At 42.7% G+C, this 17,329-nt stretch carries 12 protein-coding genes; 11 read left to right on the forward strand and 1 reads right to left on the reverse strand.

The features are described from left to right. Window positions 1–42 precede the first annotated feature (42 nt). The 11 genes from F0364_RS07270 to F0364_RS07320 all read left to right on the forward strand — a co-directional run bounded on the left by F0364_RS07270 (window position 43) and on the right by F0364_RS07320 (window position 15,112). Complete coding sequence (locus F0364_RS07270; RefSeq protein WP_153797108.1) at window positions 43–450, forward strand: helix-turn-helix transcriptional regulator; 408 nt, start codon at window positions 43–45, stop codon at window positions 448–450. A 433-nt stretch (window positions 451–883) separates the two neighbouring features. Further along, window positions 884–1,387 (forward strand): hypothetical protein, encoded by a 504-nt coding sequence (locus F0364_RS07275; RefSeq protein ID WP_153797109.1) that lies wholly within the window; start codon window positions 884–886, stop codon window positions 1,385–1,387. Continuing rightward, window positions 1,384–1,758, forward strand: coding sequence for a hypothetical protein (locus F0364_RS07280; protein WP_153797110.1), 375 nt, complete (start codon window positions 1,384–1,386; stop codon window positions 1,756–1,758). The genes F0364_RS07275 and F0364_RS07280 overlap by 4 nt, the downstream gene beginning before the upstream one ends. A gap of 587 nt (window positions 1,759–2,345) precedes the next feature. Further along, entirely contained in the window at window positions 2,346–3,002 is a 657-nt protein-coding gene (locus tag F0364_RS07285) for a CBS domain-containing protein (protein ID WP_153797111.1), read from the forward strand. 285 nt (window positions 3,003–3,287) lie between these two features. After that, entirely contained in the window at window positions 3,288–4,835 is a 1,548-nt protein-coding gene (locus tag F0364_RS07290) for a phage tail-like protein (RefSeq protein ID WP_153797112.1), read from the forward strand. A gap of 258 nt (window positions 4,836–5,093) precedes the next feature. Further along, window positions 5,094–7,709, forward strand: a complete 2,616-nt coding sequence (locus F0364_RS07295; RefSeq protein ID WP_153797113.1) for a T9SS type A sorting domain-containing protein — start codon at window positions 5,094–5,096, stop codon at window positions 7,707–7,709. 514 nt (window positions 7,710–8,223) lie between these two features. Next, entirely contained in the window at window positions 8,224–9,993 is a 1,770-nt protein-coding gene (locus tag F0364_RS07300; RefSeq protein ID WP_153797114.1) for a T9SS type A sorting domain-containing protein, read from the forward strand. Window positions 9,994–10,213: 220 nt separating this feature from the next. Further along, window positions 10,214–11,347 carry a tetratricopeptide repeat protein gene (locus F0364_RS07305; protein ID WP_207632558.1) on the forward strand — a complete coding sequence of 378 codons (1,134 nt, stop codon included), beginning with the start codon at window positions 10,214–10,216 and terminating at the stop codon, window positions 11,345–11,347. Then, complete coding sequence (locus F0364_RS07310) at window positions 11,319–12,224, forward strand: sensor histidine kinase (protein WP_207632559.1); 906 nt, start codon at window positions 11,319–11,321, stop codon at window positions 12,222–12,224. Before F0364_RS07305 ends, F0364_RS07310 begins: the two co-directional genes overlap by 29 nt. An 82-nt stretch (window positions 12,225–12,306) precedes the next feature. Continuing rightward, window positions 12,307–14,217, forward strand: a complete 1,911-nt coding sequence (locus tag F0364_RS07315) for a beta strand repeat-containing protein (protein WP_153797117.1) — start codon at window positions 12,307–12,309, stop codon at window positions 14,215–14,217. Between the two features lie 262 nt (window positions 14,218–14,479). Next, entirely contained in the window at window positions 14,480–15,112 is a 633-nt protein-coding gene (locus F0364_RS07320) for a response regulator transcription factor (RefSeq protein WP_153797118.1), read from the forward strand. Here F0364_RS07320 and F0364_RS07325 read toward each other — a convergent pair. Next, window positions 15,109–17,172, reverse strand: coding sequence for a tetratricopeptide repeat-containing sensor histidine kinase (locus F0364_RS07325; RefSeq protein WP_153797119.1), 2,064 nt, complete (start codon window positions 17,170–17,172; stop codon window positions 15,109–15,111). The two genes, F0364_RS07320 and F0364_RS07325, sit on opposite strands and share 4 nt — an antisense overlap. Window positions 17,173–17,329: the final 157 nt, after the last annotated feature.

The raw sequence follows: 17,329 nt of genomic DNA on the forward strand, positions 1-17,329 counted from the left end.
TTTTTTTAAAATCTTTTATTTCACAATAAAAAAGCCCACTAAATGACTTTAGCAGCGGAACTAAAGAAGTACAGGTTTAATGCAGACAAGACACAAAAGGAGATGGCCGAAATATTGGGTATATCGCAACAGGTCTACAACAATTACGAAGCTGGTAGAGTTAAAAGGCCTGCGCCTGAAGTTCTACAAAAATTCAAACTTTTGTTAGAGCAATACGAGGGGAAAGAAGGGAATATTAACGAAAAGGGAGCGCAACACGTTTTACTAAAATATACAGAGGCAGACATACAACAAAAAATAATCCGGGTTGAAGCGATGATGAATGTTGTAATGTCTGCCAGTGCTGAAATTCTTGCTAAACTCTCTGATAAGCCTGTAACGTCTGTGCTTGCACAACTGGAAGCGGCTTACAGCGATTATTTACGCCAAGAAGAAAAAAACACTCAATAGGTTCTTTCGGTGTGGTGTTAAGCGGTACGAAGTTTTTTGTAACTTTTTTCAACCTGCTACATCTTTTCTTTGTCATGTTCAATTGGAAAGGGTTTTTTCTTTTGTAAATGAATGTTCAGGCCATCACGAACTATGGATTAAAAAGGGTGCGTAATTCACTATGGTGCCAAGAAAAATGAATATCGTAATCGAAAACCAGGCAAAGTAACATAATGAATTGGATTTTATGGTTTACAAGGCAACATTACAAGTTTCATTAAACACGACCTAATGTATTAACACTTAATGATATCGGCTTGCAAGTTATTTAAAGTCAACCTTTATATGTTTAAAAAAAGCTTAACTTGATTGTTAAACCTATTATATAAAATGACTTCAGTTTTGAGTTGCTTTAGATGGCTTGCGATACAAATAAAAAATAACGCTGAACCTCATGTGGGATACTGTAAACAAGGTTATTGACTTTCTCGCTAACTGGTTTGAAGTAATTGGATTTGCTATTTCAATAATTACAGCTATTAAAGTTTTTCTTATAGATAGGAAAATTCAAAATCTTTCCAACAGTTATTTGTATCATCAAAGAATTGGCGAGCATCTTAAAGAATTTAAAAATACATCAAGCATTTTATCAAGTCAACTCGGCAATTTTTCCGTTAACTTGAAGCAAATTCGATTAACGGTGGCTCAATGCGAGCAGAATTGTCGAAATTTACGGGCAAAAAGCAAAAGACAGAAACTAAGCAACTTAAGCATTGTAATAAAAGCTGCCGTTTCTATCCGAAAAAATCGACTAGACCAAGGGCAAAAAGGGGGAATTTTTCAAAAATATAAAAGCCCGGTTACCGAAAAGCAGATTGACACATTTTATGAGAAATTAGCATTGCTAATCGCTGAAATTGAGCATTTGATTCAAGACAATAAAAAATCATTTAAATGATATATGAAAAGGTTACCCAATTTGTGTTAAAATTAATTAAACTTACCAAAAGCGGTGAACTTCAATGGACTTCTGCTGTCCCAACCAATCGGACCTTAGTGGATGATGGATTTATCGCAGACAAGTTATATGATTCGACAATTTCAGGAAAATATTTAAGGGTTTATCGCTATCGAACGAAAGATTACGAAGATGATTATAACTTTATCTGGATTGAAAGAGTTTCCCTTCAGTTAATCGATATCGCTGGCAATACAGAATTTGAGTATAAATATGAACATTCATTCAATGATTTATACGCGGCTATACGGGAACAAGTTTCAGGCGCAGACCAATTCATTGATGAAATCTTGGCAATACCAATAGACTAAGCTATAATAGCAAGCACGCAACCAGGAACAAACACGGAACCGAACCATTGATATAATACATTTAAACAATATAATTCGCATTGATTTTCAACAGTTTGTAATATTTATTTTTTAAAATGAAGACTCCGGTATTCTCCACAGCTTTAAGCCCCGAAAGGGGCTTTCTTTATTAGCAACACTTCTATTGGCGCAGGTGTGCGGGAGATGTATCAACGGCTACCCAGCTACACTGCATACGTGCCCTTATGTATATAAAATCCTTTTCTAACCACAACCCCCAAAAATTAGGGGGGCATTTTAATCCCTAATTTGCGTAACAAGGCTACCAAGACTTACTATACTTTTGACCTGTAAAAAATGCACATACAAAAAACAATCTCAGTTCAACATTGCCACCAGGCTGCTAAGCCTATTCGCTCTAATAGAATTTGTTGATGAAGATTGCCTGTGTCGCATTTAATGGCAATGCCTGCATTTCATGTTGCTACCCGCAGATGCGGATGCATTCCGGCAATCCTTTCCTTTTATGGCTGCCGGTGTTTTATCAGCAAGCCGCCATTATCTTATGAAAATATTGAACAGTACTCATGAGCAAGTCCATTATCAATTTTATTAAAAGGGATTACTCTATTGTTTCACCATGCACAAACGTTAAGGCAATTAAGGAGCAATTGACGTTGCACAGTGCAATAGTGGTGATGGCTAAAACAGATATCCGCCCGATGGGTATCCTTACTCCAATTGACGTTGCCTACCGGCCACATTCCAGGGTTAGCGATTGTATTTTACCAAAGCCATCTGTCTCACCTGCATCTTCGCTTGAAGATGTACTTGAAATTATGTGGCAAAACCATGCAGAAGCATTGCCTGTTTACCAAAACGACAGGTTTGAAGGCATAGTACTTAAAAAAAGCCTTGTAGCTGCCTTGGAAATAACAGTGGAAGAGCTTAACCAAACGCTCCTTGTACTTGTACGCAAAACAAACAAAAAAAGAATGCTGTTGCAGCAGCAGGCAAGCATATTGCAGGAAATTAACTCCGCTCAATCTCATGAATTACGGCAGCCTGTAGCCAATATACTTGCCTTAATGCAGCTTCTCGACTTGTCTAATTTAAACGAAAACAACAGGGAAATCCTGGGTATGCTGAACGATTGTGCCAACCAGGCGGATAATGCCATAAAAGGGCTTGCACAAAAAATAGGCTGTTGGAGTGAGGCATTAACATCCGGCATTTCCAACTAAACTTAGTTTTCATAGAAATTCAGGTAAACCGGGCTACTATGGCTGGTTTTTTTATATAAGGTTGTATGAGCCCGGCGATTGTGCGGAATAAGGCTTCCGTTGCGCAATCCTGCGTGTAAAAGCAGCGAGATCGGAACCTCTTGTACAGCTTGTTATTTATGCAGCTTTTCAACCCGGGTAACAAACCTTTTTACCCGCAGAACAAAGGCGTTTGTTTTCTTATGTCAAAAAGATGGCAACCAATACTCTATTGATAAACTTATGATGATAAAAAATCCATTACTTGTGAAAAATCTGATTCGCACCCTTTGTACCTCATTAGCCCTGTTCATCATTTTGCTGCCTGCCCTTGGACAGGGTGTAAAGTTTGGCAATAATAAAGCAACGGTAAATGCCGGCTCTTTATTGGAGTTGGAAAGTACCAACAAAGGATTTCTGCAAACGCGTATTAATCTTATCAGTACCACCTCTTGGACACCGCTTTTGGGAACTGGCGTTACCGGAATGCAGGTTTTTAATACCAACACAAACATAACAAGCAGCAACACCTCCTATCCCATACTTACAGGTGGGGCAGGCATTTACTATTGGGATGGCAGCGGTTGGGTAGGCGTAACCCCGGTATCTGCCATTACAGACAAATTCTGGAGCCTTAGCGGCAACAGCAGTACCAACCCAGGGTCCAATGCTTTGGGTGCGGCCACGGATGGCAATTACCTCGGCACAAAAGACGCCCAAAACCTTGTTATTGGTACAGCCGGCGTTAAACGCGTTTTAATAGACCAAAAAGGTAATGCCTTTGGGGGCGGCAGTACTTCTGCCGCTGGGGTAAACAACTTTAGCTGGGGCTATAACAATACGTTTGGGGCTACCAACCCGCGGTTTAGCCTTGCTTTTGGCAATGGAAATACTATTAACAATTCTACATCTGTAGGTGTTTTTGCAATAGGTACCAACCACCAGGTAGAAGGGCTATCCTCCGGTTCCGGCGCCGCAGGCTTTGGCGCCAAAATATACAACTCCACTTATTCTTATTCATTCGGCAACCCTGCCACGTTTACATCAGGCACACCTAATGGCTACAGCATATACAATTCGGCAGGCTCGGTTATCCTGGGTACCAACAATAAAGTGTATGGTAATGCCACCGGCAACAACTTAATATTCGGCACAGGAAATACAATTAATGGTTACGATGGCTGTGTACTTCTTGGCGGCACCAATGTAACCGCCGCTTCCGGAGGCAATATGGTACTGTACACCGGCGGCTCATCCAATTCAGTATCCGGCAGTGCCTTTGGCAACGATCTCACCGGTGTTTTTACAGGCGGGTACCGGTTTTTTACCGGTATTGGCAGTACGGCCGTTAATACAACATCCAATACTGCCGGGCAGGTGCTTATCTACAATCCATCCAGAACATCCAGCACTGCTGCCGCTTCCAGCACCCTGATGGGTGTAGGTGTTGACACATCCCTTTCCAGCGGTACGGCAGGCTATACAGGCGATATGCATTCAACATTACAAGTTGGTGGTTCTTTTGCCTTACCCATAAGATCGGTAAGCACCAACACAACAGTAACGGGTAACGATTTTACAATTATATGTACTGCGGCAGTTACAATCACTCTTCCCTCTGTTACACAATGTGCGGGAAGAATTTATCAAATAGCTGCTGAAAATAGTTCTGGTACCGTAACTGTTAACAATGCAGGCGGGGGTACCGTTATGAAAAACGGATCATCATCTGCCACAGCTACCGTAGGGCTTTCCAGCAATCAATGTTACCAATTTCAAAGCGACGGTACACTCTGGCATGTGCTGTTAAGGTAAACAGGATGGTATGATGAGATATGTACATAAAGTACATTGTTGCCCCCACAGTCCTGGCTCAGTAAAGAACAGAACGTACAAGTGAGTGACACAACCAAAGCTTAATAGCAGCAATGCAGCTAAGTACATAAAAAATCAAGCGCACCTGGCGCAGTGTAAAGACAATTCAACAGCTTCCGGTGTATGGCTTTTATGAAAGTACAGGCAACGGGTAATCCTTCATACAACAAAAATTAAATAACTAAAACCTTGGGCAAAATGAGAGTGAAATCTACCTTATGGATGTTACTGTATATGTTTTTCATGTCTTCGTACCTGCAATCGCAAACAAGTCTTCAATGCTATAAGCCCCTTACAGGTTACGGCAAATATGCAAGGCCGGTTGTGGATGGGCTGGTTTGTTTTGGCTGTTACAATGCCAACATAAAAAATATTGTTGACGCAGACCTTGACAACAATATGAACGTTGGCCAGTTGATAAGTCTTTTTGGTGGCAATGGCATTGCCGTTGGCGACTCAGTAAATACTTACCCCGCGGGTTATATTACAGGTTTCAATGTGGATTTGGGAGCCAGCCTGTTAAACGCCGCTTTTTTGAACGCCATAACCATAAGTACCTATAACGACGGGGTTTTACAGGAGTCGTCAACATCCGCATCGCTTTTTGCCGTACCTATTTTTGGCAATTCCTCTAAACGGTCTTTTCTTTATTTTAAAACAACCAGGCCTTTTGATGAAGTAAGGCTTACCCAAAGCAGTATAGGAACCTTTCTGCAATCCATGAATGTGTACTATGCTATGGCTTTCAGCACCGATTGCGGGTACCAGGAAAACAACGGCATTTGCGATGACGCAATTAACGGGCCGGGTACAAATGTATCTTATAACGGCAGCCTGGGTTGCCCGCTTTGCACCCTGCTTAACGGCAGCAATATTACAGACTCAACAAAATCCAACTATGCATCCCTGCTGCTTCCTGCCGGTGCTTTAAGTACCGCATCTGTTGGCGCGGTTGATATGAATGTGGTTTACCCGGCCGGTAACAGGGCAGGCTTCGTTATTTCTACCAACGATGCATCTACCCTGTTTAATATTGACATTCTTAATTCCATCACCATTGAAACTTACCTTTTTGGCCAGCTACAGGAAAGCAAGACCTATGCGAACGGAAATGGCTTTTTAAATGTAAGCATGCTTAGCTGGGGCGATAATTTAAGAAAACAGAAATTAGGTTTTGTAACCAGCAAAAAGTTTAATGAAGTAAGGCTGAAAGTTAACCAGGCCGCCAGCGTTAATATAGGAACGCTGCGTATTTACTACGCCTTTGAAGAGCCCGCGGAAGCCTGCGCCAGCGAGTGCAAGGATTATTTGCAAAGCAGCAGTTCATCACCTTACGACGGATCGCTTGTAACAGGCACCTACGGTGGCCTTTGGGGATTGTTCGGCACACCATGGACAGGCAAATACGGACTGGCGTTAAATGCATTAAGCCATGCGGGCAATGTTGTAGATACCAACCATAACAATTATGCGGTATATACAAGCGTAGTTGGTGTACTTGGCTCTGGCATGAACCTTACTGTACAAAACGGCGGCGCCTTATTTCCTGCCGGCACTTTTGGAGGCTTTACTATTGACCATGGCGGGGCACTGATACAGGCAGGGCTTTTACAGGCAATTACCGTTTCTTTTTACAACGGAAGCACTTTAACAGAATCTCAAACAGGCGGTTCTCTTATTGGTGGCTCCCTGTTGAATAGCAATACCGGTAAAACCGTTGTTGGCTTTACCGCCACTAAACCATTTAACCGGATGAAGCTGAACATTAACGACGGACTTATTGCAGCCGGGCTTGGCGGGCAGTATTTTATTTACGACGCTTTTGCAACCGGCGACGATGATGGTGACGGCGTACCTAACTGCAATGATATCTGCCCTAACGGTAACGACAATATTGACAGCGATGGAGATGGCATACCCGATGCCTGTGATGGCCTTAACTGCGTTAACGACAAATCTCAATACCTTGATACGGATGGCGACAGCATTCCGGATGCATGTGACCTTGACAGTGACAATGATGGCATACCGGATATAGTGGAAGCTTATACCAAGAACAGCGATGGCAATACTTACCGCAAAGATGACCTGGACAGCGATGGCATACCCAACTACCTGGACTTAGACAGCGATAATGACGGCATCCTGGATTTGTTTGAATCTGGCATTTCATCCAATACAATTAATACCTACAGCCCTGCCGGCAATGGGATACTGGAAGGCATTACCGGCACTAACGGCTTGCTGAATAGTATTGAAACAGCCGCTGATAATGGCACTATCAATTATGCCATCCGCAATACGCCCGTTATTACCGATTTACCAGACTTCCTGAATGAAAAAAGCAACGGGATAATGTTTGACATTTCCGTAATTGGGCTTGACCACCTGGATGACAATGCCGACGGGTTTATAGATAACTACAGCGATGCGGATGAAGATGGTATTGTTGGCGGGGGTGATTTTGAGTTAAACAAGCGTGGCTCAGCAGGCTCTCCTATGCCGTTATACCTGCAGACACTTATGTCTCAAAGGGCATCGTCTCCAGCGGCAATTGCACAGGCACAACGCTATCAATCACTAAAGGCTGGCGTTTATCCTAACCCTGTTACAGCCGGACAGGCGATAAAAGTAGTAACCGCCTCTAATGAGCCAACGGTGTACAGGCTTATCAATATACAGGGCGCAACGGTACTGAATGGCAAGTTTACCGGAAACACAACTATCAACACTTATGGCCTGGCCAGGGGAATGTATGTACTGCATTTACAATTGGCAGGCGTTACCAAAACATGCAAAATTGTGGTGCAATAAATTAAAAAATCTGATAATCAATATACAGGTTTTCAATGGGCCAGGCATAAATAGAGGCTGAAAAACTTAGTTATACATGCATTTTGCACATGCATCTGCAAAGAACTGGTGGTTTATTAAACAAAGGGGGAGGATAACAATACGGGGCGCCTTGAATAAGGTGTCCCCGGTTTTAGCAAGGGATTTCCTGTAAACTTAGAACCCACTTGTTCAACCAGCTTTATAATGACACGTCAGTATAATCAATGCTGCAAATGCGCTTCTTCTAAAGAAGTTCATCTGCAGCGCTTAATAGCGTGTCGCACAGGATTTAGATGTTATGTATAAGGGGGCCTTGTCTAAGGCGCCCTTATACATACAGTTATTATGTCATGAAGAAGTAGTTTTCAGAGATATGAAGTTTACGGTATGCAAGAAACCCGTTATTACGAAACTGCCCGCTTTTCGTCTGGCAAAAAATAATATCGAAAAACGTTTCGCCATTACATTGATTAGTGTTTGAAAAATATATTTTATGCTTAAAGAAATTGCTCTAATACTGCTGCTGGGGTTACTTAGCTGTTCTGCTTTACCCGGCCAGAGCTGTAACTGCGGCACGGGAAGCAATATTGGCGAAATGGGATACATTAATGAGGAAGCTGCTTTTGCCGGCGACCAGCTTGTTGAACCAGGCGATACTTTGGCAATTGGGAGTAACGGCAATGTAGATATTTATGGCGCTTTGCTGATTAATGGTGTTCTTGAAATGCAGGACGGGGCAGTGCTGAATATTCATGGCAATACAACTGTTAATGGCAAATTAGTGTTGGCCCAGGGCGCTGTTATTAATTATTATGGCTTAACCTGGACGAACGACGCGGCAGCAGAGGTAAACAGCGATTTGCCACCTAATGGAAACCCGGGTAATGCTGTTAATTTTACCACCCCCCAACCACAGGTGCCTGCAAGTTGGGTTACGGCCAGCGACCAGGTGCCCATGGCCCCTTACAGCAGCAATACACAAACACAGTACATTGATGGCAACTATGTGCCGATGAACATTGATTTGCATATCCAAAACACCAGCAATGTTCAGTTAACGGGCTCTCCAACAGTCATACCCGGGAAAATATCCTTTGATATAGATAACGCCTACCTGGTTACCAATGATCAATTTTTAATTCTCCCTGCCACGGGCAACCTGGCAGGCTATGGTAAAAACCGTTATGTGGTTACCAACAACAACAATGGCGAGTTAAGAAAGGAAGGTTTAGATAACGGAGATTCATTTTTCTTTCCTATAGGCAGGAGCACTGCTGACTATAGCCCCGCCAACGTTGAAGTAAATTCGGGCGGGCCATCAGTATCCTATTTTGCGAATGTGCGTAATTACAGTGAAAGCGATCCCAATGAAAATGTAGGATTGTTAAGCTCTTATCCGAATGTTGGGCGCACCTGGATGATATATTCCGGCAACCCCGGAAACCAGTCAACCGTTATGCTAATACATAACCAGGCAACCGAAGCAAATGGTTATAACCATAACAATGGCAACCTGGTTGAATGGTACGACCAGGGAGGAACCCAGGCCTGGGCCCCTAACGAAAACGGGCCGGAAATTTCCGGGGCTTACGGAACAGATGCTGATTACTGGGGGTATCCAGGAATTTATTCAATACCGTCGGTAAAAGGGTCCGGGGCTTATTTCACAAAAGCGAATACACAAAGGATACTTCCTGTAAAACTCACCGGATTTTCGGCTGTGCCACACGCCTGCAGTATGGTAATTAGCTGGAGTACCAGTGAGGAGCTTAGAAACAGCCACTACGAAATAGAGCAAAGCAGCAATGGCAGAAACTTTACAGCCTTACATAAAATTGCAAGCCGTAACAACCCGCTAGGCAGCCAATATAGCTACACCCAGCCAAAAGTTACCGCAGGCTCCTGGTATTACAGGTTAAAAATTACAGATAAAGATGGCAATTCCTATTACAGTAACGTCATATCAGCCCACAGTCAATGCATGGCTGGCAATCAGCAGGCATTAACGGCATACCCAAACCCAATCAGAAAAAATGAAACATTAAAAATAGCGTACCTGTTGCCACCTGGATACAAAAAGGCACAATTAATAATGACAGATATGCCTGGCAAAGCTTTACTAACAAAGCAGGTAAACGGTACAGGCATGGAAACGTTAACCTATACAACCATTAATACCGACATGTTACCTGCAGGCACTTATTTTTTAAGGCTTATAAGCACAGGATGGGCAAGCAACACCGTAAAAATTGTAAAGTATTAATGAAACTAACATGGCGCCGCCATAAGCTGTATCCGTAACACAACAAAACAATAATTATTGATAATACTGGCCGCTTTAAAAGCTTGTAAACGCTTATATAAACGGTTGTAAATCCGGCTCTTTGTAAACGCAAAACAATTGAGCCTGCCCTATGATGTATGATTATGCATACATCCCAATTCAGGCAGGTTACCCAGTAATTCAAGTTTACAAAATGCTTTTGAAAAATATTTTTTTCAGAACTGTAGTCCTTGGCTTGTTTATATTATCAGAGGCCTGCCAGGAAAATCACTTTCGTAATCACCCGGAATATCTTGAAGAGATACTCAGGGTAGTAGATTCTACCGATGACAACCAAAAAGAACTTGCTTTCAGCAAGATGGATTCTGTATTCCGGTTACTCAAACAGCCGGGCGTCCGCGATTATTTTGAATGCTATAACCGCAAGCGTGATTTTTACTTTTCCGTAAGGAAAGACTATGAGCGGGCTATGCTGTATGCAGACAGCACAATCGCAGTACTTAAAACAAGATTGGATGACAATAGCATTGCAATGGAGTATGCCAGTGCACTTTTCTTAAAAGGCGATATATGTTTTGCCCAAAAAGATTTTGACGAAGGCATGTACTATTATTCAACAGCAAAAGTATTTGCCGGTGCGCACCTGAAAGATAGCTGTGTTGGTACCGGTTATAACGGAAGGCTTGGGTTTGTTTTTTTTGAGCAGGGCAAATACCTGCAGGCGGCAAAGTTTTTTCGTGCGGATTACTACGACCGGCTTGCATGTGAGGCTAATAAGTTCATGAAGTTTGTTTACATGCAGAATAATCTCGCCAATATTGGTTATTGCTTTAGCAAAGCGGGCATGCCGGATAGTGCCCGGTTTTACTTCGAAAAAGCGCTGTATTTTATTCGTGTACAGGAAAACAGTTTTCCAAAAGACAAAGCCTATATCCAGTTGGCAAAAGCAGTAGTGTACGCAAGGCAGGCACAACTGCTTGTAAACGAAAAAAAATTTCCGGAAGCTGAAAATATTCTCACTAAAAGCATCGCCTTAACAAGAAGCGATTACCTGGAGTTTACGCAGCAGTCTATGCTAGATCTTGCTGTTATGTACCTTGACACGAGAAAAACAAGTAAGGCCGGAAAGATGCTGGCAGGTAGAAACCTTGCTGGACAGCCTTCAAACAGAATCTGTTTTAATGGCGTACTACAAGGCAAAGGCAGATTTACTGGATGCATACCATTTACCCACAAGAGCAGGAAAATACCTCCGCCTGTACATCAACCTGAAAGATTCCATAGAAGCAAGAAACAAAAAATTCATGGCAACAGATGTTGCCCGGAATTTTGAGAACAAAGAGCAACGGGCCATTAACGAGCAACTCGCCAGGAACAATCGGCAAAAAACATTTTACCTGGCCGGTCTTGTGATGCTTATATTAATGACGCTTGCCATCATTCTTTTAATATATAACCATCTTAGGCGTTCCTCAAGGCATATCCGGGAACTTGATTTAAAAAACGATGCCCTTAACAAAGCATACCAGGGCCTTGAGCAAAGCCATAAAGAAAATAACCGGCTTATGCGGGTAATGGCACACGACTTAAGAAATCCGATAAGCGCTACCCGTAATTTGCTGTTTTCTTTATTAAACAAGCAACAGCTTCGCGAATACAATGAAGTACATCAACTGCTGTATGATACCAGCATCAACTGCCTTAACCTTATTAATGACCTGCTGAACGAAAAGAAAGAATTTTCTAAGGAAAATATTGAGAGCGTTAATATGGCTTCCTTACTGCAAAACTGTGTAAACCTACAGCAGGCAAAAGCCAATGATAAACATCAACAACTGAAATTGGAATTCGAGCAGGTGAATGTTACGCTGAATGCGCAAAAAATTTGGAGGGCCATCAGTAACATTATTGACAATGCCATAAAATTCAGCCCGGCTAACAGCATTATTAAAATAGGCCTCCAGAAAAAAGAAGCTGCAATATTAATTTCTGTTAGGGATAACGGCATAGGGATGCCTGAAGAGGTAAGCAAGCATATTTTTTCGCTTCCGGAAAAAGCACAACAGTCCGGCACATTTGGAGAAGAATCACATGGATTAGGCCTTTCTATTTCAAAAACAATTATAGAAGAGCACAAAGGCCGTATATGGTTTGAAAGCTTATACGGCCGGGGTACATCTTTTTATATTGAGTTGCCTCTTTGCAATTAATGAAACCCGTTATCAGCAAGGCGCATGCCTTGGTTCTGTATAAAAATATCAAACAGCATTCATAACAGTAAATCCCCCTCCAATGAAACTCTCTTTTCACAAAGCATTCCCGGCACTGGTCATTGCCTTTTTCCCATTTAGCCTCCTGGCCCAGGGCGTCAAATTTGGCAACAACAAAACCACCATCAGCAGCGGCGCCCTTTTAGAGCTTGAAAGTACCAACAAAGGTTTTTTACCGCCCCGTATTAATTTATCCGGCACCACATCCTGGAGCCCTTTGTCTGGCTCCGGTGTTGTGGGTATGCAGGTATTTAATACCAACGGCGCCATTACACAGGGCAACCTATCTTACCCGGTACTCACCGGCGGCGCCGGCATTTATTATTGGGATGGGGCCGGTTGGGTGGGCGTAACGCCATTATCAACCGTAGCTGCAAAATCCTGGTCGGTTAACGGCAACAATGGCACCAACAGCGCAGCAAATTTTCTCGGCACAACAGATAACGCTGCCTTAAAATTCAAAGTCAACAATGCCATGGCCGGGTACATTGATAGCAGCGCAACGCACGGCAACAACTTCCTGGGCATCCATGCAGGCAGTTACACTACCGGCGCAGCCAACTCTTTTTTTGGTTCTAACGCAGGGTTAGGCAATGTAACAGGCAGCAACAATACATTCATTGGTTATGGTGCAGATGCATCAACAGGCTCGCTTGTTAACGCAACAGCCATTGGTTACAATGCTAAAGTAAATACCGGCAACACGCTGGTGCTGGGCAGCTCAAAAAGTTTTAATGGCGGCAGCGCGGTAAAAGTGGGCATTGGCGTATCAGCGCCAACCGCCTTGCTGGATGTAAGGGATAGCAGCAGCAACGGCTTAACAACAATAGCCAATTTCTGGGGGCTAAGCACCAACAACTACCTGCAGTTAAATGTGCAAAACAGAAGCGCCAGCAACGGCGCCAGTACAGATATTGTTGCCACGGCAGATAATGGTGGCAATCACTACATTAACATGGGTATTAACAGCAGCGCAAATATTACTGACGATTGGGGCCATCAAAACGGCGCATACCTTATGGCAGGTGCAGATACTCTTCGCATTGGTACACAAGGCACCGCCGCGCCTCTTATCTTTAATACAGGCGGCGGCTCCAGGGCCAATGAACGCATGCGCATTGATCAGGCAGGAAAAATTGGCATAAATGTTACAGCGCCGTCAAAACGGTTAGATATTAATGCCTCTTCAACAGGCAGCACAATTAACTCAACTTATGATTATTTAAAAATCAGCAACCTTGCCCTGGATTCAGCGTCACTTGGCGGCACTGTTTTCAACAATGCTCATTCACAATATCTTGTTATTGATACATTAAACAATCTTGTTGGCGTAAGCAGCGCCACCAACTCCAGCGGCCAAATTTTACGCATTGGTGTTAATAACACAGCTTACTACAGTAAAACGGCCGGTGACCAGTATATGCGGTTTAACACTGCCAACAGCAGCGGCGAGATGGGGAATACCGGTAACGGTACTTCCAATTACATAAACACAATATCGGGCTGCACAATGGCAGAAAGCGTTAACCTGGCCGCCGGCCCCGGCACAAATGCAGGCATGGGCGATGTTATATGGCTGCCTGCAGGTGTGTACCAGGTTGCCATCAAAATACTCGGCAGCTATCCCAATGGCGGCACTTCCGGCGTAGGGTTTAAATTCATTACGGTAAGCACCACCCCTTCTTCCGGCAGTTATGCCACTACAGAATACAATAATTTCCCGGATCTGGTTACTTCCGGCGGAGCTAGCTTTTTTGTACAGGACCTGGTTAGCTCCAACAGTAATTTTGGACTGAGTTTTAACTTAAATTATAATCTTGGCTATAACACCAGCGCTCCCTTCGGTTCCAATTTCACACCAACGGGCGCCGTAACAATTACAGGCGGCGGAAATGCCTGGCGATCCATAATACAGGTAACAAGATTAAGATAAGGCATGAGGCAGGCGGCAAACAATAATAACAAGGGGGTGTCCCTCGTACCTCGGGCCGGGCTTTCCGCTATTACTCCGCCACAAAGCCGGCCCACATGCCGTCAGCGGGGTAGCCGCTTCAATCCCTCACCCGGTGGGCATCCTGCTTTTTGAAAATTATCAAGTGCGGAATTAACCCCTCACGTTAATTAAGGCAAACGAAATAAGTTTTGAAACTGCCTGTCGCGTAAACTAACTTTAATAACTTTTAAAAAAACATTTTATGCATGTTGCTTTAATTGACGACCATAAAATTTTGGCGCAGGCACTTGCAAACATGCTCGAAAAAGAAGAAGCTGTCAGCTCTGTCAAAATCTTCGATTCAGCAAAAGCATACCTGGACAATCCCCCCATACCGGCGCCGCAAATCATCATTACAGATATCCTCATGCCCGGTATAAGCGGTGTTGATTTTTTAATGAAATGCAAAACTGAGATACCTGGCACTAAGATTATATTGTTATCATCCGTATCCGATGCGCAAACAATCCGGCATGTTATGCGGATAGGCGCCGATGGTTACGTAGGCAAAGGCGCCCCTGTAAGCGAGTTAATCACTGCAATGCAAACCGTAATGGAGGGAGAAAAATATATTTCCCACAAACTTCTTAAGATAGTAGTAAGCAGCACAATTGCGGAAGATAAAATTGTTTATCATCTTTCTCCCAGGGAAAAAGAAGTGCTTACGCAAGTTTGCTCCGGTAAAACCATTAAAGAAATTGCCTACGATATGGGGCTAAGTGCACACACCGTTCAGGCCTACCACAAAAATTTATTGAAAAAACTGAATGTAAAAAGAACTACGGATTTGGTGGTAATGGCAATACAAAAGGGTTTATATATCCATCAGCACTAATAAAAAATGGGGAAACTGCCGCTAAGGTAAGTGCCAGCAGCTCCCTGCTCTATTGATAATTTACCATTAATCTTCTTAATTCTTGTGTCCATACTTTTTAACCCAAGGCCAGGCACAAATCCTTCCTTTTTAAACCCTTTTCCATTATCTGTTATACTAAAATAACAACACTGCCCATCAAATTCAATGGCAACATCTATCCTGGTAGCCTTGGCATGTTTTATCACATTCGAAATCCCTTCTTTCATTATATGGTATAGCTGCTCGTGCTGTACGGAGCTTAACAGGTTATGGATCTTTTCTTTATCAATGGCCACCGCTATTGTTAATGAAGTTTTCTTTGCAAACTTTTCGCTTATTTCAAATAAAAAATCAATCAGGTTATACTGCAGCTCGTTAGTGCTCAGGTTAAGGTTATGGGTATATCTCCGTGCATTTTCATGTATAACGCTAATTTCAGCCCCAACATTTTCCAGTACCTCTTTTGTAACAGGTTCTTCTAAGCTGCTCTTTATATCATCAATGTAATACTTTAGCGCAGCCAAAGAGTTACTCAGATCGTCATGCATATCTTCCGATATTTTTCTTCTTTGAGCAACCATTGAATCTTTGTTTTCTGCACGTAAGTTTAGCTCCTGCAAAAAGAGATCCTCTTCATATTTCTGCCTCTTCCTTTCTTCCAGCTCATCCATCGCAATCACCAATTCTTTCTCCCGTTTAGATAATTCGGTATTCAAAGCCTCCATCCTTACAATCATCTTCTTTGAACGCTTGAGGTTCTTAAAAACTGAGAAAAAAAGTGTCCCCAGCAGCCCTCCTATCGTTAAAGATCCTATCAGGTATATTAACCTTATTTGACTATCCTTTTTTAAAATCTCAATCTCAAATTCTGCTGCTATTTTGTCAAAAGCAGTTTGCGGGTTAAAGCCCCCGCTACCCTTGGATTTTTCAAGCAAAGAATCTCTGAACCTGCTGTAAGCCCGCAGGTTATCAAACGCAGCAACCGGTTTATACTTTTCGGCATATTCCCATTTTAACTTTAACCATAACAGCTTAATATCCTCGTCGTCATCAGCAATCTGCTGGCCTATCTCATTTAATAAAAGCAGGCAGCTATCCGCATCGCCTTGCTCAAGACACAATCTCGCCATGTATATCTTTCCAGAATTAGCACCCTTGTTATCATAGCCTATCCTGTTGTTAATAGTTATGCTTTTGTAGTAATGTATTTTTGCTTGCCGGTAATCTTTAATCTTTTGAAAAGCATGCCCCATATTTCCATAAACAACGCTTAAAGCTATTTCCGGAAATTTAGGTTCGCTGCTGTACAGCTGTCTGTTGTTCAAGATATAGTTTTCAGCAAGGGAGTAGTATTTTAAAGCGCTGTCTATTGACCCTAATTTGATATAGCTGAGGGCTGCATTGCTTAAGGCACCCTGTACGCTGTAAAACTGGTGCCTGTCCCTGTCGCAGTTTTTCATGGCAGTTATGGCAGACTCCTTAAATAAATCCGCTGCCGCTGCATAATTGGATTGCCGGTAGTAAATAAGCGCGATAGCTGAAGCATACTCCCCAGCAGTGCATGAATCGCCGTTTTGAAGGCTTACAATCCTGCTTAATGCTGCATACTTATGCCCAAGCTCAAAGAGGCCCGTGTTTAGGTATTGAACAGATTGATAATTGTATGCTTTGGCCAGCTCCCGCCACATTTGTTTTTCCAGTTTATTTTTTACAATCAACAGTACCATGCTGTCACCATAAGCTTCAATAAATTTTTTACCCGGTCTGTACTTTGAGCCGTACAGCTCTGATTTAAAGTGGAAATACCTGTATTTGTCAGCAACACTTACATAAGGAAACTGTTGATAAATTGAATCTATGTAGGAAAGAGATTTTTCCAATGAGTCTTTCGCACTTAAACTGTCTGCAAAGGCAAAATGCGCTTCGCTGTAGTGTTTCACCATTTTATCGGCCGTAGTTGTACAAGAGGTTACGGCCAGGCTGTAATATGCAACAAAGGCCAAATACAAAACACAGTTGCTCTTGTTTATAAATTTCATACAACTGATAACATTAAGCTTAAAATTATAAAAGCCTACAAAGCTAACCCTATGCACACACAGGCATTGGTATTTTAATGCTCACTTAATCTGTTAACAGCCTGTTCTTCTTTAAAAAATTTTCTTCATGGTAACCGCAGCCGTTACCTTACCAATG

It is taken from the genome of Foetidibacter luteolus, from assembly GCF_009650435.1.
Classification (GTDB): Bacteria; Bacteroidota; Bacteroidia; order Chitinophagales; family Chitinophagaceae; genus Foetidibacter; species Foetidibacter luteolus.